Annotated in this window: 19 protein-coding genes; 11 read left to right on the top strand and 8 right to left on the bottom strand. The window is 74.9% G+C overall.

Features of this window, described 5'->3' with window-relative positions:
• Positions 1–9 precede the first annotated feature (9 nt).
• The 4 genes from OG946_RS03580 (at position 10) to OG946_RS03565 (ending at position 4871) form a co-directional block, all read left to right on the top strand.
• Positions 10–1497 (top strand): GntP family permease, encoded by a 1488-nt coding sequence (locus OG946_RS03580; RefSeq protein ID WP_326794707.1) that lies wholly within the window; start codon positions 10–12, stop codon positions 1495–1497.
• An 8-nt stretch (positions 1498–1505) separates the two neighbouring features.
• Positions 1506–2843 (top strand): four-carbon acid sugar kinase family protein, encoded by a 1338-nt coding sequence (locus OG946_RS03575; RefSeq protein WP_326794706.1) that lies wholly within the window; start codon positions 1506–1508, stop codon positions 2841–2843.
• 139 nt (positions 2844–2982) lie between these two features.
• Complete coding sequence (gene pdxA, locus OG946_RS03570) at positions 2983–4020, top strand: 4-hydroxythreonine-4-phosphate dehydrogenase PdxA (protein WP_326794705.1); 1038 nt, start codon at positions 2983–2985, stop codon at positions 4018–4020.
• 59 nt (positions 4021–4079) lie between these two features.
• Complete coding sequence (locus tag OG946_RS03565) at positions 4080–4871, top strand: DeoR/GlpR family DNA-binding transcription regulator (protein WP_125933750.1); 792 nt, start codon at positions 4080–4082, stop codon at positions 4869–4871.
• Between the two features lie 106 nt (positions 4872–4977).
• On the opposite strand, the gene xylB is transcribed toward OG946_RS03565, so the two are convergent.
• Positions 4978–6399 (bottom strand): xylulokinase, encoded by a 1422-nt coding sequence (gene xylB / locus OG946_RS03560; protein WP_326794704.1) that lies wholly within the window; start codon positions 6397–6399, stop codon positions 4978–4980.
• 102 nt (positions 6400–6501) lie between these two features.
• On the opposite strand from xylB, the gene xylA reads away from it, so the two are divergent.
• From xylA to OG946_RS03545, 3 genes are all read left to right on the top strand, one after another.
• Positions 6502–7665: a xylose isomerase gene (gene xylA, locus OG946_RS03555; RefSeq protein ID WP_326794703.1), complete on the top strand. Its 1164-nt coding sequence runs from the start codon at positions 6502–6504 to the stop codon at positions 7663–7665.
• Between the two features lie 377 nt (positions 7666–8042).
• Positions 8043–8495: a hypothetical protein gene (locus OG946_RS03550; RefSeq protein WP_326794702.1), complete on the top strand. Its 453-nt coding sequence runs from the start codon at positions 8043–8045 to the stop codon at positions 8493–8495.
• Positions 8496–8549: 54 nt separating this feature from the next.
• Positions 8550–9425: an alpha/beta hydrolase family esterase gene (locus OG946_RS03545; protein WP_326794701.1), complete on the top strand. Its 876-nt coding sequence runs from the start codon at positions 8550–8552 to the stop codon at positions 9423–9425.
• 11 nt (positions 9426–9436) lie between these two features.
• Here OG946_RS03545 and OG946_RS03540 read toward each other — a convergent pair whose 3' ends face one another.
• The 4 genes from OG946_RS03540 to OG946_RS03525 form a co-directional block, all read right to left on the bottom strand.
• On the bottom strand, positions 9437–10228 hold the full coding sequence (locus OG946_RS03540) for an amino acid ABC transporter ATP-binding protein (protein ID WP_326800133.1): 792 nt from the start codon (positions 10226–10228) through the stop codon (positions 9437–9439).
• A 5-nt stretch (positions 10229–10233) separates the two neighbouring features.
• A complete protein-coding gene (locus OG946_RS03535; protein WP_442814258.1) occupies positions 10234–11052 on the bottom strand; it encodes an amino acid ABC transporter permease in 819 nt (272 codons plus the stop codon).
• The gene (locus OG946_RS03530; RefSeq protein ID WP_326794700.1) at positions 11049–11843 is read right to left on the bottom strand and encodes a basic amino acid ABC transporter substrate-binding protein; all 795 of its coding nucleotides are present in this window, start codon (positions 11841–11843) and stop codon (positions 11049–11051) included. Before OG946_RS03530 ends, OG946_RS03535 begins: the two co-directional genes overlap by 4 nt.
• 133 nt (positions 11844–11976) lie before the next feature.
• Complete coding sequence (locus OG946_RS03525; RefSeq protein WP_326800131.1) at positions 11977–13245, bottom strand: citrate synthase; 1269 nt, start codon at positions 13243–13245, stop codon at positions 11977–11979.
• 96 nt (positions 13246–13341) lie between these two features.
• Between OG946_RS03525 and OG946_RS03520 the strand changes: the two genes are divergently transcribed.
• Positions 13342–14505 carry a citrate synthase/methylcitrate synthase gene (locus OG946_RS03520; RefSeq protein ID WP_326794699.1) on the top strand — a complete coding sequence of 388 codons (1164 nt, stop codon included), beginning with the start codon at positions 13342–13344 and terminating at the stop codon, positions 14503–14505.
• Between the two features lie 72 nt (positions 14506–14577).
• Here OG946_RS03520 and OG946_RS03515 read toward each other — a convergent pair whose 3' ends face one another.
• Positions 14578–15741 (bottom strand): alpha/beta fold hydrolase, encoded by a 1164-nt coding sequence (locus OG946_RS03515; RefSeq protein ID WP_326794698.1) that lies wholly within the window; start codon positions 15739–15741, stop codon positions 14578–14580.
• Positions 15742–15824: 83 nt separating this feature from the next.
• Between OG946_RS03515 and OG946_RS03510 the strand changes: the two genes are divergently transcribed.
• On the top strand, positions 15825–16721 hold the full coding sequence (locus OG946_RS03510; protein WP_326794697.1) for a LysR substrate-binding domain-containing protein: 897 nt from the start codon (positions 15825–15827) through the stop codon (positions 16719–16721).
• Between the two features lie 85 nt (positions 16722–16806).
• Here OG946_RS03510 and OG946_RS03505 read toward each other — a convergent pair whose 3' ends face one another.
• On the bottom strand, positions 16807–18111 hold the full coding sequence (locus OG946_RS03505) for an SWIM zinc finger family protein (RefSeq protein ID WP_326794696.1): 1305 nt from the start codon (positions 18109–18111) through the stop codon (positions 16807–16809).
• Positions 18108–21023 carry a DEAD/DEAH box helicase gene (locus OG946_RS03500; protein ID WP_326794695.1) on the bottom strand — a complete coding sequence of 972 codons (2916 nt, stop codon included), beginning with the start codon at positions 21021–21023 and terminating at the stop codon, positions 18108–18110. Before OG946_RS03500 ends, OG946_RS03505 begins: the two co-directional genes overlap by 4 nt.
• A 241-nt stretch (positions 21024–21264) precedes the next feature.
• Between OG946_RS03500 and OG946_RS03495 the strand changes: the two genes are divergently transcribed.
• Positions 21265–22314, top strand: a complete 1050-nt coding sequence (locus tag OG946_RS03495; protein WP_326794694.1) for a fatty acid desaturase family protein — start codon at positions 21265–21267, stop codon at positions 22312–22314.
• Positions 22315–22531: 217 nt separating this feature from the next.
• Positions 22532–22714 (top strand): hypothetical protein, encoded by a 183-nt coding sequence (locus OG946_RS03490; protein WP_027746601.1) that lies wholly within the window; start codon positions 22532–22534, stop codon positions 22712–22714.
• Positions 22715–22889 lie beyond the last annotated feature (175 nt).

Genomic DNA, 22889 nt, shown 5'->3' with positions numbered 1-22889 from the left:
AGGATCGGCGTGGATCTTCAGCTCTTGGCGGCGCTCGTGCTCGGTATCGCCACGATCATCGTCATCGTGCTGCGCACCAGGCTCGACGCCTTCGTCGCACTGCTCGTCGCCTCGTTGGTGACGGGCTTCGTCGCGGGCGCGCCTGCTACGGAAACCCTCGATTCGATCACCGCGGGCTTCGGCACGACGCTGGGATCGATCGGCATCGTGATCGGCCTGGGCGTGGGCCTGGGCAAGATCCTGGAGGTCTCCGGCGCCGCGGACGCGCTGGCGAGGGCGTTCGTCCGGGCCTTCGGCAAGGGCCGGGAGCCGTGGGCGATGGGCACGACCGGCGCGGTCGTCTCGATCCCGGTGTTCTGCGACTCCGGCTACGTGATCATGAACCCGCTGGCCCGCTCCATAGCCCGCGTGAAACGCGCAGGTTATGTGACGCTCGCGCTAGCGCTGGGCTGCGGCATGACGCTCACCCACCACCTGGTGCCGCCGACGCCGGGACCGCTGGGCGTGGCCGGCATCCTCGACGCAGAGCTGGGCGCGCTGGTGCTGGCGGGCCTGGCCTTCTCCGTCGTGCTGCTGCCCATCGTGATCGCGTACGCCCGCTGGATGGGGCCGAAGCTGGAGAGCGAGGTCTCGGACGAGGTCCGCGAGGCCGTGTATGGCAAGGCCGCGGTCGCCGCCGGCGCCGGTTCGGGCTCCGCGGGTGCGCCGGCCGACCTGTCCGAGAGCGAGTTCGCGGACGAGCCGGAGCCGGAGCGCGACCCGGCGGCCGCCCTCGGCACCCCGCCGCCCGGCGCCAAGCCGCACCGGATGAGCCCCGGACTCGCCACGCTGCCGCTGCTGGTGCCGCTGCTGCTCATCATCGCCAACACCGTGGCCTCCGCCATCGACCAGAACCGCCAGGGCGCGGTCGGCTCCGACGACTACGAGCCCTCGGCCCTGCCGAAGGCCCTGGCCTTCATCGGCAGCCCCGTCGTGGCGCTCCTGATCGGCATCGTGCTCGCGGTCTACGTGCTGCTGCCCCGCTGGACGACCCGTTCCCAGGTCGGCGGCTGGCTCTCCGAGGCGGCCGCTTCCGCCGGACTCATCATCCTCATCACCGGCGCGGGCGGTGCGCTCGGCCAGGTCCTGCGCGACACCGGCGTGGGCGACGAGTTGGCCGAGGCCATCTCGTCCTGGAGCCTGCCGGGTGTGCTGGTGCCGTTCCTCATAGCCTCGCTGGTGCGGGTCGCCCAGGGCTCCGGCACGGTGGCGATGATCACCGCCGCGTCCGTCACCGCACCACTCATCGACGGCCTCGGGATATCCGCGCTGCTGGCCGCACTGGCCTGCTGTGCCGGCTCGATGGTCTTCAGCTACTTCAACGACTCCTACTTCTGGGTCGTCACCCGCTTCACCGGTCTCGACGGGATCGCGGCCATCCGTGGCTGGTCGGGCATCACCACCGCCGTGTGGCTCGGCTCCCTGCCGCTGCTGCTGGTCGCAAGCACGTTCATATGAGTGGGCCGGTGAGTGGACGTCCGGTCGGCCGGCGAGCGGCCGTGCTGGTGGCCGCGGACGACCTGACGGGCGCGAACGCCACGGCGGCGGGCTTCGCCCGGGCCGGGCTGCGTGCCGTGACCGTCGGCGCCGACCAGGGTCCCGACGTCCTCGCCGGGCTCGCGGAGCGGTTCGACGCCGTGGTGGTCAGCACCGACAGCCGGCACTGTGCGCCCGCCGAGGCGGCGCGCCGGGTGACCGACGCCGTACGGGCCGGCTGGCCGGCCGAACTGGTCAGCAACCGCGTCGACTCCACCCTCCGCGGCAATGTCGGCGCCTCCACCGAAGCCCTGCTGGCGGCCGTGCACGCGGCCTCCGGCCGGCGGGCCGTGGCCCTGTGCGCACCGGCCCACCCCGAGGCGGGCCGGCACACCGTGCAGGGCACCCAACTCCTCGACGGCGTCCGGCTGGAGGAGACCGAACTGGCGCGCGACCCACGTTCGCCCGTGCCCACCTCGGACATCGCGGAACTGCTACGCCGCCAGGCGGACCTGCGGATCGCCCGCGTGCCGCTGTCGGTGGTCACCGCCGAGGCCGGGACGCTCCAGGCCCATCTGGACAAGGTCGTCGCCGAGGGCGCCGAGGTGGTCGTCGCCGACGCGCTGACCGTCGAGCACCTGGAGCGCACGGCCGCGGCGGCCGTCGCCGCCGGCGGCGACGGGATCGTGTGGACCGGCGTCGACTCCGGGCCCGGCTCCGTGGCGCTGGCCCGCGCGCTCGGCATCACCGGCCGCGCCGCGGGCGCCCCGGTGCTCGCCGTCTCCGGCTCCGCCACCGCGCTGACCCGCACCCAGCTCGCCCGGCTGCGGGCCGTCGAGCCGGTGCGCGTGGTCCGCCCCGTCACCGTTCCCGGCTCGCCCGTCCCCGAGCCCGCCGCCACCGCCGAGGCGCTGGCGGCGGAGCTGGCCGCGGCGGGCCCCGGCGAGGTCGTGCTGCTCGCGACCGTGCTGGAGGACGCCGACGTCGTCGCCCTCGACCCCGCGGACGCGGCCCGGCTCGCGGCGGAGCTGGCCCGCACGGTCCGTACCGCCCTGGAACGGCAGCCCGTCGACGGCCTCTTCGCCACCGGCGGCGACGTCTCCGCCGCCCTCTTCGCCGCGCTCGGTGCGGCCGGGCTCGACGTCGAGGAGGAGCTGGAACCGCTGGCGGTCGCCGGCAGCTTCGTCGGCGGCGACTGGGCCGGACTGCCGGTCGTCACCAAGGGCGGCCTGATCGGCGGCGCCGACACCACCGTCGCCTGCGTCGCCCGTCTGCGCCGCGCCGCGGCCGCCGCCCGGCGGCACGTTCCGGCCGCCGGAAGACGTTGACCCCGTGAACCAGGCCGTCCCGAGCACACTGTGAACCCGTGAACCCCCTGCACACCGACCGGCCCGAGGAGTTCGGGCCGACCGCACCCCACCGGACGGCGAGCGCACCGCGCCGCCGCACCACGAGGAGGAACCACCGATGACCCGCCCCGTCCTCGCCGTCACCCTGGGCGACCCCGTCGGGATCGGCCCGGAGATCACGGCGCGCACCCTCGCCGAGGTCGCCGGGCAGCCCGGGCACCACGGCATCGCCGTCGGCGACGCCGAGGCGCTGCGCCGCGGCGCCCGCGCCGCCGGGCTGGACACCGAGGTGCGCGCGGTGAGCGGCTTCGACGCCGAGCCCGCGGGCCCCGGCGTCATCGACGTCTTCGACACCGGTGAACTCGGCGCGGACGTACCGGAGTGGGGCAAGGTCGACGCCCGCGCGGGCCGCGCCGCCGTCACCGCCATCGAGGTCGCCACCCGCGCCGCGCTCGACGGCAAGGTCTCCGGGATCGTCACAGGCCCCATCAACAAGGAGGCCATCTGGAAGGCCGGCTCGAAGCACCTCGGCCACACCGAGATGCTCGGCGAGCTGACCGGCGTGACCCGCCAGGACACCATGTTCGTCGTGCGCAACACCGCGGCCGAAGGCCACCACCTGCGCATCTTCTTCACCACCCGGCACGTCGCGCTGCGCACCGCGCTCGACCAGATCACCGCGGAGCGCGTCGGCAAGTCGATCCGCGAGGCCGTCACCGCGCTCCAGGTCTTCGGCACCGAGGCGCCCCGGCTGGCCGTTGCCGCGATCAACCCGCACGGCGGCGAGAACGGCGCGTTCGGCGACGAGGAGATCGTGCACATCGCCCCCGCCGTGGAGGCGGCGCGCGCCGAGGGCCTGGACGTCAGCGGGCCCGTCCCCGCGGACTCCGTCTTCCACCAGGGCCTCGTCGGCCGCTACGACGGCGTGCTGTCCCACTTCCACGACCAGGGCCACATCCCCGCCAAGACCTACGACTTCGACGGCACCATCTCCGTCACCGTCGGGCTGCCGATCCTGCGCACGTCCGTCGACCACGGCACGGCCTTCGATATTGCGGGCACCGGCCGAGCCGATCACGGCACAATGCTCTCGGCGTATCTCGCGGGCGTGGACTACAGCCCGTTCGCGGACCGGATCCGCCGGACGTACGGCTGACCCACCCCGCCCGCCGCGGGGCCCGCCGCGGCGGGCGGACACGACAGACGGAGGCACGTGTGGCCCACCCGACGGCGCGACGCGGCACGCGCGAGCGGCACGAAGCCCTGCTGCGGCTGCTCCGCGAAGGCACCACGCAGGTGGAGGAGCTGGCCGCGGCGCTCGCGGTGTCGCCGTCGACCGTACGGCGCGACCTGGGCCGGCTCACCGAGGGCGGCCGGGTGACGCGCACCTACGGCGGCGCGGTGGTGCCCGAGGCGTTCCCCGAGCGGCCGGTGGGGGAGAGCGCGCTCGTCCGGCTGCACGCGAAGGCCGCGATCGCGGAGGCCGCGCTCGCGCTGGTGCCGGAGAGCGGCGCGGTGTTCGTCGACGCGGGCACCACGTGCGCGGCGCTGGCCCGCCAGTTGCTCGACGCCGACGTGCACGCGGGCGGCAGCGTCGTCGTCACCCGCGGCCTGGAGACCGCGCAACTGCTCGCCGGGGCGCCCGACATCGACGTGGTGATGCTCGGCGGCAGCGTGCGCCCGCTGAGCCACGGGCTGGTCGGCCCGCTCACCGACCTGGCGCTGGACCGGCTGTCGTTCTCGGTGGCGTTCCTCGGCGCCGACGCGGTCGACCCCGAACGCGGCGTCGGCGAGCCGACGCTGGAGGAGACGGCGGTCAAGGAGCGCGTCGCCGCCCGGGCGCACCGGGTCGTGGTCCTGGCCGACGCGACGAAGCTGGCCGTCGACGACGCCCCGGCCTGGACCCGGCTGCCCCGGGGCTGGACGCTGGTGACCGACGCGGAGGCGCCGGAGGACCTGGCGGAACGCTGCGCGGCGGCGGGCGTGACGCTCGTCCGCGCGGGCTGATCCGCCGCGCCGGTACGCGGCCGCCGTCCCCGCGTACGCGGCGCCGGCCCGTGCGCGGGCACCGTCCGGCCCGCTCCGCCGCCCCGCCCCTCCGGTCCGTACGCCCTCAGCCCGCCCGGCGCAGCAGCGCGCCCGCGTCCGCGAGCACCCCGCCGATCCGCTCCAGCGTCGCGTCGTCCCGCTCCAGCGGCTCGTACGTGCGCCCCTCCGCCGTGGACCAGCGCCTGGCCACCGCCGCCGGGTCCTCGTCCAGCAGCAGCCCCGCCGCCTGCGCCGCGGCGCCGAGGGCGACCAGCTCCTGCGCCCGCGGCACCTGCACCGCCCGCCCCGACAGCCGCCGCACCGTCTCCCGCCACGCCGCGCCCTGCGCCCCGCCGCCGATGAGCAGCAGCGGCGCGTCGGGGTCGGCGTCGGGCCCCGAGACCTCCGCCAGCGCCGTCAGCAGCGCGTGCACCGCGCCGTCGTACGCGGCCTGGAGCACCTGCTCCGGGGTGGTGTCGTGGCGCAGCCCGTGGACGAGGCCGGAGGCATGCGGCAGGTCGGGGGTGCGCTCGCCGTCGAGGAAGGGCAGCACGACAGCCGTGCCGCCGGGCCGCACCTCCTCGCGGTAGCGGCCGAGCAGCGCGGCGATCCGGTCCACGGCCTGCGTGCAGTTGAGCGTGCAGGCCAGCGGCAGCCAGTCGCCGCGCGCATCGGCGAATCCCGCGACGGTGCCGGTGGGGTCGGCGGGGCGGTGCCGGGAGACGGCGTAGACGGTGCCGGAGGTGCCGAGGCTGAGTACCGGCTGTCCGGCGGCGAGGCCCAGGCCCAGGGCCGCGGCCATGTTGTCGCCGGTGCCGGGGGCGACGAGGGCGCCGCGGGGTACGGGCAGTCCTTCGGCGCGTACGGTGCCGGCCGCCTCGCCCGGCCGCAGCACGCGCGGCAGCCGGTCGGGGGAGAGGCCGACGTGCTCCAGCGTCGCGGTGTCGTACGTCTCCGTCGCGGCGTCCCACCAGCCGGTGCCCGAGGCGTCGCCGCGGTCGGTGACGGCCTCGCCGGTGAGCCGCTCGGTGAGGTAGTCGTGCGGCAGCCGGACGGCCGCGGTGGCGGCGGCGGAGTCCGGCTCCTGCTCGGTGAGCCAGGCCCATTTGGTGACGGTGAAGGAGGCGACCGGCACGCTGCCGGTGCGCTCCGCCCAGCCCTTCGGCCCGCCCAGCTCCGTGACCAGCCGGTCGCGCTGCGCGGCGGAGCGCACGTCGTTCCAGAGCAGAGCGGGACGTACCGGACGCCCGCCGGCGTCCAGCGTCACCAGTCCGTGCTGCTGCGCGCCCACCGCGATGGCCGCCGCCTCGCGGGCCGGCGGGCCGCAGGCGGTCAGTGCGGCGCCGAGCGCGTCCCACCACTGCTCCGGATCGCTCTCCCGCCGGCCGCCGGTGCTGACGACGTGCGCGGCCTGGCCGTGCGCCACCACCTGCCCGGTCTCGCTGTCGACGACCAGCGCCTTGGTGGACTGCGTCGAGCTGTCGACGCCGATGACGAGGGGCCCCATGCTGTGTCCTCCGCGACTCGTGGGCCGGCTCTTCCCTCCGACCCGGTCGGCATCCTATTTTGTAAAGCGGCCTTACGAAATAGATCCGCCGAAGGAGCCGTCATGTCGTATACCCCGACCCCCGAGGACAAGTTCAGCTTCGGCCTGTGGACCGTCGGCTGGCAGGGCCGCGACCCCTTCGGCGAGGCGACCCGAGAGCCGCTCGACCCGGTCGAGAGCGTCCGCCGACTGGCGGATCTCGGGGCGTACGGTGTCACGTTCCACGACGACGACCTCATCCCGTTCGGTGCCTCGGAGACGGAGCGCGAGTCGCACGTCAAGCGCTTCCGGCAGGCGCTCGACGCCACCGGCATGGCCGTCCCGATGGCCACCACCAACCTCTTCACCCACCCCGTCTTCAAGGACGGCGGCTTCACCGCCAACGACCGCGACGTGCGCCGCTACGCGCTGCGCAAGACCATCCGCAACATCGACCTCGCGGTGGAGCTGGGCGCGCGGATCTACGTCGCGTGGGGCGGGCGCGAGGGCGCGGAGTCCGGCGCGGCCAAGGACGTGCGCGCCGCGCTCGACCGGATGAAGGAGGCGTTCGACCTCCTCGGCGAGTACATCACCGGCCAGGGCTACGACCTGAAGTTCGCCATCGAGCCGAAGCCCAACGAGCCGCGCGGCGACATCCTGCTGCCCACCGTCGGGCACGCGCTGGCCTTCATCGAGCGGCTGGAGCGCCCCGAGCTGTACGGCGTCAACCCCGAGGTCGGCCACGAGCAGATGGCCGGGCTCAACTACCCGCACGCCATCGCCCAGGCGCTGTGGTCAGGCAAGCTGTTCCACCTGGACCTCAACGGCCAGAACGGCATCAAGTACGACCAGGACCTGCGCTTCGGCGCCGGCGACCTCCGCGCGGCGTTCTGGCTCGTGGACCTGCTGGAGACCGGCGGCTACACCGGCCCGCGGCACTTCGACTTCAAGCCGCCGCGCACCGAGGACAAGGAGGGGGTGTGGGCGTCGGCCGCAGGCTGCATGCGCAACTACCTCATCCTCAAGGAGCGTGCCGCGGCCTTCCGCGCCGACCCCGCGGTGCAGGAGGCGCTGCGCGCCTCGCGCCTGGACGAGCTGACGCAGCCCACCGCGGACGACTCCGGCCTCGCGGGGCTGCTCGCGGACCGGAGCGCGTACGAGGACTTCGACCCGGAGGCGGCGGCGCGGCGCGGGATGGCCTTCGAGCACCTGGACCAGTTGGCGATGGACCACCTCCTGGGCGTCTGACTCCGTAGGACGGCGTACGGGCCGCCGCCGGGTACCCCATCGAACCCCGGCGACCGGCCCGTACGCCCCCCCAGAGACCCCTGCACGGCCCGATGCCCCGGACCACCCCTGCACGGCCCGTACGCCCCGGGAATCCCTGTAAGTCACCGCACGTCCCCCCGCGCACCCGCCCCAGGGTAGGCCGCCCCTCCGACAACGCCGGGTGCACGCCCGCGGGCGGCAGGCGGCCAACCCTCCGGGTGGCATCGGCCGGGTACGGGCCCTGACGCCGCCCGTAAGCCGGCCGCGGCCCTCTGACCGGCGGCGGAGTGTCGCAACCCTGTCACGAGCCCGGCGGAGCCATCCCTTCCGCCGCCACCGCGGGCGAAGCTGGGGCCATGAGTTACCCGCCGCCCGCAGACGCCCCGCCGCCGGACCACACGCCCCCGCTCGGCAGCAGCACCCAGCACTGGCCCGCCCCGCCCCCGCCGCCCGACGGCGGCAACAAGAAGCGGTGGCTCGCGGCGGCCGCGGCGGTCGTGGTGCTCGCCGGCGGCGTCGGCCTGACGTACGCGCTCGTCAGCGGCGGTGACGACGACGAGGGGACGTGCGCCTGCAAGCCTCCGCCCAGCGAGAGCCCGTCCGCCGCTCCCGACGACCCCAAGCTCCCCGACGACATCCCGACCGAGCTGCTGCCCAGCGGCCTGGACCCCGAGGACCTGCCCAGCGGCCTGAACCCGGAGGACATCCCCACCGAGTTGCTGCCCAGCGGCCTCGACCTCGACGACCTGCCCAGCGGCCTGAGCCCCGAGGACATCCCCACGGAGCTGCTGCCGGAGGGGGTCTCCTAGGCCGCCGCGGTCCGCCGGAGGGTCGCGCCGCCGGCCGCCGTAGGATCGATCATCATGACGACCCGGGCGGAGACCGTACGGCGAGCCGAGCGGCACGAGTTGACGTATGGCGGGCGCCGCCGGCGCTTCCTTCTCCTACGGCCGGACCCCGGCCCGCGTCACCGCCCCGCGCCGCTCGTCGTCGACCTGCACCCCAGCGGCCTCGGCCCCGCCGCCCAACTCCGCGGCAGCGGCCTCGGCGAGCTGACCGCGCGCGGATACGCCGTCGCGGCGCCGCAGGGAGCGCTGCCCTACCAGGGCGGCTGGGCCTGGTCCCTGCCCGGGGTGCCGCTGGCGGGGGAGGAGCGGATACGGGACGAGGCCGCCGACGTCGACGACGTCGCCTTCCTCGCCGCGCTGCTCGACACCCTCGACGGCATGCTCCCGCTCGACCCCGCCCGCCGTCACCTCTCCGGTTTCTCCGGCGGCGCCCGGCTCGCGAGCCACGCCGCCGTCGCCTTCGGCGACCGCCTCGCGTCGGTCGCCTGCGTCGGGGGCGTACGCCGCCCGGGCGGCCCCGGCGACACCGCACCGCCGCTGCTGGCCGTCCACGGGCTGCGGGACGACACCAACCCGTACCGTGGCGCGGCCGGCCCCCGCTGGGACGAGCCCGTGCCCGACGCCGTCGCCCGCTGGGCCGGGGCCGCGGGCTGTGCGGCGGAGCCGGTACGGACCGAACCCGCGCCCGGCGTCACGGAGTTCCGCCACCGCGACGCCGCGGGCCGCGAGCCCGTACGCCTCGTCTCCGTCGCGTCCCTGGGCCACGCCTGGCCGGGCACCCCCGACCCGCTGCTCGGCGGGCACGCCGGCGGCGCGGGCAGCGACGCGTACGACGCCTCGGCGGCCGTACGGAGCTTCTTCGACGAGTTCGGCGGCGTACGGGCCGCCTGAGCCCGTACGCCCTACAGCTCCGCGACCTCCGCCGCCGCCGGGTCGAGCACCCGCGCCAGGAACGTCCGCGTCCGCCGGTGCTGCGGGTTGCCGATCACCTGCTCCGGCACCCCCTGCTCCACGATGGCGCCCTCGTCCATGAACACCACCCGGTCCGCCACCTCCCGCGCGAAGCTCATCTCGTGCGTGACCACCAGCATCGTCATGCCCTCGTCCGCGAGGTGCCGCATCACGGCGAGCACGTCGCCGACCAGCTCCGGGTCGAGGGCAGACGTCGGCTCGTCGAAGAGCATCAGCTCCGGCTCCATCGACAGCGCCCGCGCGATCGCCACCCGCTGCTGCTGCCCGCCGGACAACTGCGCCGGGTACGACTTCTCCTTGTCCGTCAGCCCGACCCGCACCAGGTTGGCCCGCGCGACCTCCTCCGCGTCCGACCGGCTGCGCCCGAGCACCCGCCGCTGCGCGATGGTCAGGTTGTCCAGCGCCGTCAGATGCGGGAAGAGGTTGAACGACTGGAAGACCATGCCGATCCGGCGCCGCACCCGGTCGATGTCGACGTCCGGGTCGGTGACTTCGGCGCCGGCCACGGTGATCCGCCCCGCGCTCGGCTCCTCCAGCATGTTCACGCAGCGCAGCAGCGTCGACTTGCCGGAGCCCGAGGGGCCGATGACGCACACCACCTCGCCGCGCGCGACCGTCAGGTCGATGCCGCCGAGCACCTCCAGGTCGCCGAAGGACTTGTGCAGCCCTTCGACGCTGATGGCCGGCGCCCCCGGGGCGGCCTTGTCCCCCGCCTTGTCCAACGTGGTCACCGAGCCTTCGCCGCCTTCGCCTCTAGCCGCCGGACGAGGTGCCCGAGGGGGATGGTGATGATGAGGTAGCACAGCCCCGCGACGAGGATCGGCGTCAGGCTCAGATTGTCGTTGAGCGCGTCGCGACCGAACTTCGTCAGCTCCTGCTCGTCCACGGTCAGCCCCAGCACGTAGACGAGCGAGGAGTCCTTGGTGAGCAGGATCAGCTCGTTCGTCAGCGGCGGCAGCACGATGCGGAACGCCTGCGGGATCACGATCGTGATCATCGCCCGCGTCTGCGACATGCCCAGCGACCTGGCCGCCTCCACCTGCCCCTTCGGCACCGCCTGGATGCCCGCGCGGATGGTCTCCGCCATGTACGCGGCGCCGACCAGGCCGAGCGCGAGCATCGTGGTGAGCAGCAGGTTGATGTTCACCTTGAAGGCCAGCGGCACGCCGTAGCCGAGGGCGATGAACACCAGGAGCGCGGGCACGCCGCGGAAGAGTTCGATGTACGCGGTCGCCAGCCACCGGTTCGGCGGCACCGAGGACAGCTTCATCAGCGCCAGCAGCAGCCCGAGCGCCAGCCCGAAGACGAAGCCGAGCGCCGTGTACGTGACCGTGTTGACGAGCGCGGTGGTGATGACGTCGGGGAACTGGTTCTCCGCGACGTCGAGGTTGAAGAACGCGTCCTTGACCTCGCCCCAGTCGGCGAGCAGACCGATCGCGACGGCCGCGGCGAGCAGCACCCCGTACTGCACGCCGCGCACCAGCCTCACCCGCTGACGCCGCGTCAGCGAACGGCGCCCCGCGGCCTTATTGTCGGGCTCTTTCACTGGGGCGCCTCGCCGAACCACTTCTGGTAGATCTTGTCGTACGTGCCGTCGTCCTTCGCCTTCGCGAGAACGTCGTTGATCACCTTCAGCAGTTCCTCGTTGTCCTTGCCGACGCCGATGCCGTACTGCTCACCGGTGTCGAACTCGGTGGAGACCTCGAAGTCCGGCCGGTCCTTCACCCAGTCGTAGAGCACGCCGTTGTCGTTGATCGCGGCCGGGATCTGGCCGCCCTCCAGGGCCTGCAACTGCAGCCCGAGGTCCTCGTAGTCCTTGACCTCGACGCCCTCGGCGTTGTCCTGCGCGTACATCTGGCCCGTGGTGTCCATCTGCACGCCGAGCCGCTTGCCCTTCAGCGCCTCCAGCGAGTCGAGTCCCGAGCCCTTCTTCGTCGCGAGCGCCTGGGTGGCGTCGAAGTACGGGTCGGAGAAGGCGAACTTCTTCTTCCGCTCGTCCGTGATGGTCATGCCGGCCGCGGACAGGTCGCACTTGTTGGAGGCGAACACCGCGCCGGACTCGATGCCTTCGAAGGGCGTGTCGATGACTTCCTGCTTGACGTCCAGCTCTTTCGCGACGAGGTCGATCAGCTCGATGTCGAAGCCGACGATGTCGCCGCTCTTCTTGTCCTGGTACTCGAAGGGCTCGTAGGGCAGGCCGGTGCAGTTGAGCAACTTCCCGTTCTCGACGAGCGATACGTCACCGCTCTGCCCGGACTTCTCGGTGCTGCTGCACCCGGCGAGGAGCACGGCCGCCGCGCCGATGGCTATGAGCGGCAGCGGGGGGCGGTACGACACGATGCCTCCTGGGCAGGTCGGCGCAAGTGATGTGCTGCTGGGACTGCGCATCCTGCCACCGGTCTACGCGCGTGTCGCCGCCCCGGTCATTGCGAGCATGTAACGGAGCCGTTCACATGATCCGTAACGCTCCCTATGGGAGGGGTTGTTCGGGGGGCGGACCGGTGTAGCGGCCGCTCGGACGCATGCGCAGGGGGCGCTCGGCGTACTCCTCCAGCGCATGCGCGACCCACCCGGCCGTACGCGCCACCGCGAACACCGTCTCGCCCGCCTCCGCCGGCATATCGGCCGACACCGACAGCACGGCCAGCGCCAGATCGACGTTCGGCCGTACGGACACGTGCCGCGCGGTGATCTCGGCGACCTCCCGGGCAGCGGCGAGCGCCGCGGCGGCCCGCGGGATCCCGTCCAGCAGCGCGAACAGTACCTCGGCGCGCGGGTCTTCGCCCGCGTACAGCCGGTGCCCCAGGCCCGGGACGCGCCGCCCCGCGCGCAGGTGGTCGGAGACCACGGCGGCGGCGCTGCCGCGCGCCAGCGCCTCGGCGAGCATGCGGTGCGCGAGGCCGCTCGCGGCGCCGTGCAGCGGGCCGTCGAGGGCACCGAGCCCGGTGGTGACGACGGCGTACGGGTGCGCGCGGGCGGAGGCGGCGACGCGGGTGGCGAGGGTGGAGGCCGCCAGGTCGTGGTCGATGAGCAGGGTGAGCGCGGTGTCCAGGCAGCGTACGGAGCCGGCGTCGGGCCGCAGCGCCGTCAGCCGCGCCCACAGCCGGCGGGCCACGGGGGCGTCCGGGGCGTGCGCGGGGCCGGCCAGGGGGAGCGCGGTGGCCATGGTGGCGACCAGGCCGCGGGCGGTGGCGCGGACGGCGTCGTCGGCGAGGTCGAAGCGCAGCGGGTCGGCCGCCGCGGCGGCGACCACGGCGGCGCGCAGCCGGTCGACGGGGCCGGCGTGGGCGGGGAGCGCGGCGACGGCGGCGGTGGCGGCGGCCAGCAGCTCGGGCGGCGCGGTGAAGCGGATGCCGGGGGTGAGCCGGCCGGTCCACAGCCAGTCGGCGACCTCCTCGTAGCCGTACGCGGCGGCCAGGGCGGTGGCGTCGACGCCGCGGAAGAAGTAGCGGTCGTGCTCGATGAGCGTGATGCCCGTACGGACCGGGGTGCCGCCAGGCGTCTCGCCGTCCTCCCCGGCGGCGGAGGGGGCGGTGGCGACGGCGGCGGCGTGCGGGCGGCGGTGGCGGCGCGCCAGCACGGCGACCTCGCGGGCGTCGAACAGGCTGCCGCGGCCACCGGGCGCCTTGCGGCTGCTCAGCAGGCCGCGGCTGACGTAGGCGTAGACGGTCTCGGGCTTCACGCCCAGCCGCTCGGCGGCCTCGCGCGTGGTCAGCTCGTCCCTCGTCTCCTCGGCCATCTTCTCCTCGTGCTCCCATATTGATCCAATCAAGATTGACAGATATTGAATCAAGGGTGGACAGTCGAAATCAATAGAGGAGAGAGGAAGACCGGCATGGCCACAACCAGGGCCGACGCCCCGGCCCCCGCCCCGCGGGGGCTCAGCGGCGTCGTCGTCACCGAGACCCGGCTGGGCGACGTACGCGGACGCGAGGGCTTCTACCACTACCGCCAGTACTCCGCGGTGGACCTTGCCCGCGAGCGCACCTTCGAGGACGTCTGGCACCTGATGTTCGAGGGCGAACTGCCGGACGCCGCGCAGCGCGCCGCGTTCACCGCACGCACCGCCGCACTGCGCCACCTGCCGGCCGACCTGCGCGACGCGCTGCCGGGTATCGCCCGCTCCAGCGTGCTCGCGGGCCCGCTCGCGGGGCTGCGCACCGCGCTCTCCCAGGCCGGCGCGGCGGCGGACTTCCGGCCGCTGTACGACCTGACGCCGGCGCAGCGCCGCGAGAACGCGCTCGCCGCGTGCGCGATGGTGCCCACGCTGCTGACCGCGCTGCACCGCATCGGGCAGGGGCAGGAGCCCGTCGAGCCGCGCGACGACCTGCCGTACGCGGCCAACTACCTGTACATGCTCACCGGCGAGGAGCCGGAACCCGCCCGCGCGCGGGCGATCGAGGCGTACCTGATCTCCACCGTCGACCACGGCTTCAACGCCTCGACCTTCACCGCCCGTACGATCGCGTCCACCGGCGCGGACCTGGCGGCGTGCCTCGTCGGCGCGATCGGCGCGCTCTCCGGGCCGCTGCACGGCGGCGCGCCGAGCCGCGCGCTGGACGCGCTCGACGCCATCGGCACGCCGGACCGCATCGACCCGTGGATCCGCGAACGGGTGCTGGCGGGCGAGCGGATCATGGGCTTCGGGCACGCGGTCTACCGCACCGAGGACCCGCGCTCACGGCTGCTGCGGGGGTTCGCGGAGTCGTTCGGCGGGCCGCTGGCGGAGTTCGCGGTCGAGGTCGAGCGGCGGGTGGTGGAGATACTCGCGGAGCTGAAGCCGGGGCGGGAGCTGCACACGAACGTGGAGTTCTACGCGGGCGTGGTCATGGAGCAGTGCGGGCTGCCGCGGGACATGTTCACGCCGACGTTCGCGGCGGCGCGGGTGGTGGGCTGGAGCGCGAACGTCCTGGAACAGGCGGAGGACCCCAAGATCATCCGCCCGGCCGCCCGCTACGTGGGCCCCCCGCCACCGCAGCCGATCCCGCGGGCGGCCTGAGCGCCGCGCGCCCCCCGCGCGGTCGCGGTCGCCGCGGATGGCGGCCGCCGCGGATGCCCCTCGCGGCGGTTGTCAGCCGGAGAGGAAGTCCCGTACCTCCGCCAGGAGCCGGTCGCGGCCGAAGCCGGGCCGCTCCAGGTGGAGGTAGTGGGACGCGCCGGGCAGCGTACGCACCCGGGCCTCCGCGGTGCGGGTGAGGTGGCGGCCGAGCAGTTCGGCGTCCTCGGGCCGGGACCAGAAGTCGTCCTCGCCGCGGAGCACGAGGGTCCGGGCGCGGATGAGGCCGGCGTCGTAGAACTGCCGCCCCTGCGCGAGGTAGAAGGCGTCGACGAGTGGCCCGGTCGGGTTGCGGAAGGTCGGCGGGGCGGGTGGGGCGCCCGGCGGGGCCGGGGTCTCGCCCGGAGGGCCGTGACGCAGGGCGGCCTCGCGGTACGCGGCGCGTACCGCCGGGTCACGGCGTGCGTCGGGATCCTGGCCGGCGGGCAGCCCGGCGTCCCAGCGGGCGGTCAGCGAATCGGCGGTGACCGCGCGCCAGCCGGGCTGGGGCAGCGGCTCGCCCGGCCGGTCGGGGTCCGCCAGCTCGCCCTGCAGCGGCCAGTCGCTCGCGCCCGAGTAGAGGGTGTTGAGCACGACGAGGTCGGTGATGTGGTCGGTGTCCAGCGCGGCGTACATCCCCAGCCAGTGGCCGCCGGTCGCCCAGCCGAGGGCGGCGAGCCGCCGGGAGCGGTGGCGGCGGCGGAGGAGGGCGACGACGGCGCCGATGTCGGCGACAGCGGCGTCGGAACGGACCTGCGGCTCGGCGCCGGCGGCGGGGGTGCGCATGCCGGGCGGGAGGTCGGAGCGGCCGAAGCCGCGCAGGTCCATGGCGTAGACGGGGCGGCCGGTGGCCCGTACGAGGTCGGCGGCGAGGGAGCCGCCGGGCACGGGGAGGTCGAACGCGGACGTCCCGTCCGGGCGGGCGCCGTGCACGAGGAGCAGCGGCGCGCCGCGCGGGGGGCGGCCGGGGGTGGTGACCTCGCGGACGGAGATACGGACGCCGTCGGCGCCGCGGGTCGTGAGGTCCCGGCGGGCGAGGCCGTCGTCGTATCCGCGGACGGCTGCGGTCCGGTCCGCTGCGGTCGGGTCCGTGGCGGTGGTACGGGTGCTTGCCGCGGCGGTGGGGCGGGGCGCGGCCGTGGCGGTGAGGCCGGCGATGCCGGCGGCGGCGCCGGTGCTGAGGAAGTGTCGTCTCCGCATGCCGGTGACCGTAGGCGGGGCCCGTGAGACGAACAATCTATCTCTGTCTATCAACTGATCGTCGATGCTTATAACTTGAGGCCATGGAGCTGCGCCAACTGCGGTATTTCGTCGCCGTCGCCGAGGAGTTGCACTTCGGGCGGGCGGCGGGTCGGCTGGGCATCGCCCAGCCCGCGCTCTCCCAGCAGATCCGGAAACTGGAGACCGACCTGGGCGTGGAGCTGCTCACCCGCAACCGCCGCCGGGTCGCGCTGAGCCCGGCGGGGGCGGCGTTCCTGCCGGAGGCGCGGGAGACGGTCGCCCGGGCCGCGCGGGCGGCGCGCGTGGCGCGGCGCACGGCGGCTGGCGAACTCGGGCGGCTCGCGCTGGGGTTCGTCGGCTCGGCGACCGACGAGCTGCTGCCGCGTGCGATGCCGGTGCTGCGGGCGCGGTACCCGGACCTGGAGGTCACGCTGCGCGAGTCGACGAGCGCCGAGCAGGTGGCGGCCCTCGCGCGCGGTGAACTGGACCTCGGCCTCCTCCGTCCGCCGTCGCCGCTCCCGGCGGGCCTGCGTACGAGGCTGCTCACGCGGGAGCGGCTGGTCGCCGCGCTCCCCGTGGGCCACCGCCTCACCCGGCTGCCCCGCCTCACGGCGGCGGACCTGCGAGGCGAGCCGCTCGTCCGCTTCCCGAGGGCCGAGGGCGCGTGGATGTACGACCTCATCACCGACTACTGCCGCGGCGACGGCGGCCCACCGCCGGAGGTGGCGCAGGAGGCGGTGATGATGCAGACGATCACGGCGCTGGTGGCGGCGGGCACGGGCATCGCGCTGGTGCCCGCCTCCCAGCGCACGCTGGCCCGCCCGGGGGTGGCGTTCCGCCGCCTGGTGGCGGCCCCGCTCCTGGATCTGGTCGCGGCCTGGCCGGAGTCCTGCTCCAGCCCCGCGCGGGGGCCGGTGGTGGAGACCCTGGCAGCCGCGGGCGGGAGTCGCGGCGCGTGAGGCCCTGCGGGACGGGCGGCGTATCGGCCCTCGCCGCCCACCGCAGGCGCCGGCGAGGCCCGCCTGCGGCGAGGCCCGCCTGGGGTCAGGCGTCTTCCAGGACCGTGGCCAGGGCTGCCGCCGGGTCCGGGGCCGGGGGGCCCGCGGGGGTCCAGGTGGTGCCCTCCTTGCGGTACGGCCACCAGCGGCCGTCGGGGCCGTAGCGGAGCTGGGCGCCGCGGCCCACCGCCGTCCAGCGGGTGCCCGTGGCGCGGAGTTCGGGGCGGGTGTCCGGGTCCCAGGCGGCGGCCAACTGGTCCGCGGCGCGGGCCAGGGCCGCCGGGTCCGGGGTCCAGTCGTCCTCCAGTACCGCGAGGCCCGCGGCGCCGCCGTGGCGCCAGGCCCGTACCGCACGCTCCATCCCGGCCCGGTCCCGCCCGCTGCCCCGCGCCAGCCGTACGGCGATCCGCGCCGCCGCGCCGCCCGCGTCGGCGTCCGTACCGCCTCCCGGGTCCGGGGACTTCGCCGTCGCCGCCATCCGTACCGCATCCTGCGACTCCGTCAGCTCCCGCGGCAGCGGCGCCCCCGCGTGGTCCGGCGCCAGGGCGTCGGCCAGCAGCCGGCGGGCCCGTACCGCCGTGTCCGCGACCAGGAACTCCAGCGCCGCCACGTCCAGTCCCGCCGCCGGCTCCGCGCCGCCGGTCAGCACCGGGGGCGTCCCCGCCTCCGCGACCGGGCCCACGGCAGGCGGCAAGGGGGGCGGCGACGCCGCGTACGCCTCATCCGCCCGCACCCCCGCGGCGACCGCCGGGACCGCGGGACCCGCCTCCTGCTCCGCCCGCGCCGCGCTCCGCTCCTGGAGGTCCGCAAGCAGCCGTGCCTCGCCCCGCCCCCGCATCAGCAGCAGCACGAACGGGTCCGCGTCCAGCAGCCGCGCCACCAGGTAGCTCAGCGCCGCCGTGTGCTCGCAGTGGTCCCACTCCCCGCACCCGCACTCCGGCTGCAGGTCGCCGATCCCCGGCAGCAGCGACACCCCGGCCGCCGCCGCGTCCTCGTCCAGCTCCGGCGGCATGTCCCGGTCCAGCAGCGCCGCGATGTGTCCCGCGCGGTCGGCGATCGTGTCCAGCAGCCGCTCCCAGTCGGCGTCGTCGAGCTGCTGCACCAGCACGTCGGTGCGGTACGGCGTACGGTCCGCGCCCAGCACCCGCGCCGTGAGCCGCCCCGGCCGCACCGCGACCGCGCCCACCGCGCCCGCGCGCGCGTGCTTGCGCCCGCGGCGCAGCAGCGTGCCGTCCAGCACCGTGTCCTCCAGCGCCTTCTGCCAGGCCCGCCCCCACCACGTGTGGGCGAACCCGCGCCCCTGGCTCGGCGGCAGCGCCTCGAAGGTCAGCTCCTCCTGCTCCGTCATCACTCGCCCCCTCGCGGCCCGGCCAGCCGGACCAGCTCCGCCAGTTGCTCGTCGGACAGTTCGGTGATCGCCGCCTCGCCGCCACCGCCGAGGACGGCGTCCGCCAGGCCCTGCTTGTGCTGCAGCATCTGCGCGATGCGGTCCTCGATCGTGCCCTCGGCGACCAGCCGGTGGACCTGCACGGGCTGCGTCTGCCCGATGCGGTACGCGCGGTCGGTGGCCTGCGCCTCGACGGCGGGGTTCCACCAGCGGTCGTAGTGCACGACGTGTCCCGCGCGGGTGAGGTTGAGGCCCGTGCCGGCGGCCTTCAGCGAAAGCAGGAAGACCGGCACCTCGCCGTCCTGGAAGCGCCGCACCAGTTCCTCGCGCTCGGGCACCGGCGTGCCGCCGTGCAGCAGTTGGGCGGGGACGCCGCGCGCCGCGAGATGGGTCCCGAGCAGCCGGGCCATCTGCACGTACTGGGTGAAGACCAGCGCGCTGCCGCCCTCGGCGAGGATCACGTCCAGCAGCTCGTCGAGGAGTTCGAGCTTCCCCGAGCGGCCGGGGATGCGCGGGGCGTCCTCCTTCAGATACTGCGCGGGGTGGTTGCAGATCTGCTTCAGCGCCGTCATCAGCTTCAGGATCAGCCCGCGTCTGGCCATCGCGTCCGCCTCGGCGATCGCCGCGAGCGTCTCGCGCACCACCGCCTCGTACAACCCGGCCTGTTCCGCCGTCAGCGCCACCGCCCGGTCGGTCTCGGTCTTGCGCGGCAGCTCCGGCGCGATGCCCGGGTCGGACTTGCGGCGGCGCAGCAGGAAGGGGCGTACGAGCCGGGCGAGCCGCTCGGCGGCGTCGGCGTCCCCTTCGCTCCCGCCCGACCACCCTGCGCCGGATTCGGCGGCGTCCGCGTAGCGGGTACGGAACCTCCGCAGCGGGCCCAGCAGTCCGGGCGTCGTCCAGTCGAGGATCGCCCACAGCTCGGAGAGGTTGTTCTCCACCGGCGTGCCGGTCAGCGCGACCCGCGCCCGGGACGGGATGGTGCGCAGCGCCTTCGCGGTCGCGGAGAAGGGGTTCTTGACGTGCTGCGCCTCGTCGGCGACGACGAGCGACCAGCCCGCCTCCGCCAGCCGCCCGGCGTCGAGCCGCATCGTCCCGTACGTCGTGAGCACGAACTCGCCGTCCGCCAGCGCCTCCAGCGACCGCCCGCCGCCGTGGAAGCGGCGCACGGGCGTGCCGGGGGCGAAGCGCTCGATCTCGCGCTGCCAGTTGCCGAGCAGCGACGCCGGGCAGACCACCAGCGTCGGGCCCGCGGTCTCGTCCTGCTGCTGCCGGTCGAGGTGCAGGGAGATGAGCGTGATGGTCTTGCCCAGGCCCATGTCGTCGGCGAGGCAACCGCCGAGGCCGAGCGAGGTCATGCGGCGCAGCCAGCCGAGCCCGCGCAACTGGTAGTCGCGCAGGGTCGCGGCGAGGGCCGCGGGCGGGGCGGTCGGCTCGTCCTGCTCCTCGGGGTCGGCGATGCGCTTGCGCAAAGTGTCGAGCCAGCCGCTCGCGGCGACCTCGACCCGCCCGCCGGGCACGGCAGGGTCGTCGATCTCGCCGGTGAGCGCCGCGCCGAGGGCGTCGACGGGGGTCAGGTCGGCGTCCTTGCGGTCGAGCGCGCGGCGTACGGACTCGGGGTCGACCAGCACCCAGCGGTCGCGCAGCCGCACCACCGGGCGGGCGGCCTCGGCGAGCCGGTCCAGCTCGGCGCGGGTCAGCTCCACGTCGCCGACCGCGTAGCGCCAGCCGAACGCGACGAGGGCGTCGGCGGAGAGGTAGGACGGGCCAGGACGGCGGCCGTCCGGGTCGTCGGCGGGGCCGACGACGGCGCGGGCGGTGAGGTGCCGGGTCAGGTCACGGGGCCAGTGGATCTCGACGCCTGCGGCGGCCAGGCCGCGGGCGCCGGGGCCGAGGAGGGCGGCGAGGTCGTCGTCGCCGAGGTCGACGGCGTCGGGCACCGCGGCCGAGAGCAGCGGGGTGAGCGCGTCCCAGGCGTGGGCGGCGCGGCGCAGGGTGAGCAGGGCCAGCATGCGGGCGCCGGGGCCGAAATGGGCCGCGGTGCCGGCCCACACGTCGGCGGCGTCGGCGAGGAGGGTGGGGTCGGCGGTGCCGTGCAGTTGGACGACGGCCCGGAAGGCGGGGCGGTCGCCGGTGGTGCCCATGTCGACGCGGAGCGAGACCCGTACCCCGGCGTCGTGCCCGGCGGCGACGTCGTCGGCCCAGGCGCGCTGCTCGGGGACGTGCCGGGGCTCGGGCGCGGCGAAGGCCCGGCCGCCGGCGGCCAGTACGGCGGCCGGGGAGCGGGGGAGGCCGTCGGCGACGGCGTCGAGGAAGGCGCGGAGCAGATGCTCGGGGGCGGGAAGGAGCACGGGGCCCGCGCCCGGGGCGCCGTCCCGCGGCTGCGGTGCCGCGTGCGCCTCCGGCGGCATCGCGGCCGCCAGCTCCCGCAGGTGCCGTACGTCGTCCTCGCCCAGCGGCCCGCAGCGCCAGGCGTCGTACGCGCCCTCGCTCAGCCCCGGCAGCAGCTTGCCGCGGGCGGCGAGGCGCAGCGCCAGCAGCGCGGCGGTGCCCCAGAAGACGGCGGCCGGGTGCACGCCGTCCGCGCCGGCGGCGTGCGCCGCCCGGGCGCGGGTGAGCACGGGCACCGCGTCCGCGGCCGGCAGCAGCAGCGCCGGCACCTCGCGGGTGCCGCCGCCGGGATCGGCGACGGTCAGCGCGGCGCGGGTGCCGCGGGGGTGGTCGGGCGGGCCGGCGGCGGAGGCTGCCTGGCCGGCGTCCTGGCCGGTCGCCAGGGCGTCGTCCGGATCCGGGAGCCAGAAGGCCATGCGGCCCGTGCGGGCGGGGTCGGCGGGGAGGAAAAGGGCGGCGCAGCGGGAGAGCGGGGGAAGGGCGGTCACGTACGGACGCACTCCTCAAGTTTGACTACCGGGCGGTCGAGAGTACCCCAGGCATCGCGGCACCGGACGCCGCCGAGGCGTGATCAACTTCACTTTTGCGCACGTGGTGCCGCGGGGGGTGTATCTGGCACTACCTTGTGCCGGGTGGATTGCACCCGGGCGTTCCGGGTGCTGACGTCACCGCGCCGAGCTTTCCGGTTCCGTAGCGTCGAGGTCCTCAACGCGAGAGACCGGAGGCGCCATGCCGCAGGCCACTGCCACACCGACCGCCAAGGGGTCGCCGACCACCAGGGGTTCGGAGTTCACCCCGCTCCTGCGGGAGGTCAAGGCCGCCGGGCTGCTGCGGCGGCGCCGCGGCTGGTACGCCCGCAACACGGTGATGACGCTGCTGGCGCTCGCCGCGACCGGCGTCGGCATCCATCTCGTCGGAAACACCTGGTGGGTCCTCTTCCTCGCGGTGCCGGCCGCGGTCTTCTCCACCCGCGCCTGCTTCCTCGGCCATGACGCGGGCCACTCGCAGATAGCGTCGACCCGGCGGGCGAACGGGCTGATGGGCCTGCTCGGCGGCAACCTGCTGATCGGCATGAGCCGCAACTGGTGGAACGACAAGCACAACCGCCACCACGCCAACCCCAACCACATCGAGAAGGACCCGGACGTCGGCGTCGGCGTCCTGGTGTGGACCCAGGGCCAGGCCGCGGTGCGCGAGGGCTTCGCCCGCTGGCTCACCCGCAACCAGGCGCGCCTGTTCTTCCCGCTGCTGCTCCTCGAAGGCATCAACCTGAAGGTGTCGAGCTGGCGCGACCTGCGCCGGCAGAAGCCGGGCGAGCGCTGGGTCGAGGGTCTGCTGCTGGGCGCCCACCTCGCGGGATACGCCGCCCTGCTGCTGACCGCGATGTCCCCCGGCAAGGCGGTGGTCTTCGCGCTGGTGCAGCACGCCGTGTTCGGCCTGCACCTGGGGATGTGCTTCGCGCCCAACCACAAGGGCATGGAGATGATGGACTCCGGCGACGACTGGGGCCATCTGCGCAAGCAGGTGCTGACCTCGCGCAACGTGCGCGGCGGCATGGTCACCGACTGGCTCATGGGGGGCCTGAACTACCAGATCGAGCACCACCTCTTCCCCAGCATGCCCCGCCCCCACCTCCGCCGCGTCCAGCCCATGGTCCGCGCGCACTGCGCGGCACTCGGGCTGCCGTACGTGGAGACCAGCGCCTTCGAGTCGTACCGCCAGGCCCTGGAGCACATGCACGAAGTCGGCGAGCCGCTGCGCGCCCCCGCCACCCCCTAAGAGGGCGCACGCTCTCCTTCTGCCGTCACGGGGCGGGCCCACCTCCCGCCCCGTGACGGCGCACCTCCCGCCCGTAACGGGGAACCCGTCCCGTAATGGGTCCCTCATCCACATGTATGACGCCCTCCGGCGCCGGTCATGGGATAAAGGAACCGGGGGAGCGGTGTGGCCGTTCCCCAGTCGAGGGCGGTGTGCCGCCGCTGTAGGAGGCAGGAAGATGTCGAATCGAGGGAAGGTCGCGGCCGGCGGGGTGGCGGTCGGATTGCTGCTGTGGTGGTTGACCTCGTTCTGGATCGCCGTGCTGGTGATCGTCGGTGTGCCGGTGGCCGCCTATCTGGCGCTCGACCCCGGGCAGCGCCGCAGGCTCAAGAGGGTGACACGCAAGGAGCTCGGCCGCTGACCGTGCGCCCCTCTTACGGAGGCATACGGCCGATGAGGCTTATGCCATAAGAAATGTGCCAGCGGCGTGCCTCTTCAGGCGTTGTCTGGTCGATCGAGGCATTGACTCTGTCAAATTCAGTCAGGTTTGGCATGCGCCCCGGTCGTGCGCCCCCAACGGGACTAGCGTCCCTGAG

It is taken from the genome of Streptomyces sp. NBC_01808 (genome assembly GCF_035917395.1).
Taxonomy (GTDB): domain Bacteria; phylum Actinomycetota; class Actinomycetes; order Streptomycetales; family Streptomycetaceae; genus Streptomyces.
This window is presented reverse-complemented; position numbering and strand designations above follow the sequence as displayed.

Excerpts from the sequence above, each read along its gene's own strand:
- pdxA (WP_326794705.1), top strand. The coding sequence starts at position 2,983 with ATGACCCGCCCCGTCCTCGCCGTCACCCTGGGCGACCCCGTCGGGATC.
- xylB (WP_326794704.1), bottom strand. The coding sequence starts at position 6,399 with ATGGGGCCCCTCGTCATCGGCGTCGACAGCTCGACGCAGTCCACCAAG.
- xylA (WP_326794703.1), top strand. The coding sequence starts at position 6,502 with ATGTCGTATACCCCGACCCCCGAGGACAAGTTCAGCTTCGGCCTGTGG.
- OG946_RS03550 (WP_326794702.1), top strand. The coding sequence starts at position 8,043 with ATGAGTTACCCGCCGCCCGCAGACGCCCCGCCGCCGGACCACACGCCC.
- OG946_RS03545 (WP_326794701.1), top strand. The coding sequence starts at position 8,550 with ATGACGACCCGGGCGGAGACCGTACGGCGAGCCGAGCGGCACGAGTTG.
- OG946_RS03525 (WP_326800131.1), bottom strand. The coding sequence starts at position 13,245 with ATGGCCGAGGAGACGAGGGACGAGCTGACCACGCGCGAGGCCGCCGAG.
- OG946_RS03520 (WP_326794699.1), top strand. The coding sequence starts at position 13,342 with ATGGCCACAACCAGGGCCGACGCCCCGGCCCCCGCCCCGCGGGGGCTC.
- OG946_RS03515 (WP_326794698.1), bottom strand. The coding sequence starts at position 15,741 with ATGCGGAGACGACACTTCCTCAGCACCGGCGCCGCCGCCGGCATCGCC.
- OG946_RS03510 (WP_326794697.1), top strand. The coding sequence starts at position 15,825 with ATGGAGCTGCGCCAACTGCGGTATTTCGTCGCCGTCGCCGAGGAGTTG.
- OG946_RS03495 (WP_326794694.1), top strand. The coding sequence starts at position 21,265 with ATGCCGCAGGCCACTGCCACACCGACCGCCAAGGGGTCGCCGACCACC.
- OG946_RS03490 (WP_027746601.1), top strand. The coding sequence starts at position 22,532 with ATGTCGAATCGAGGGAAGGTCGCGGCCGGCGGGGTGGCGGTCGGATTG.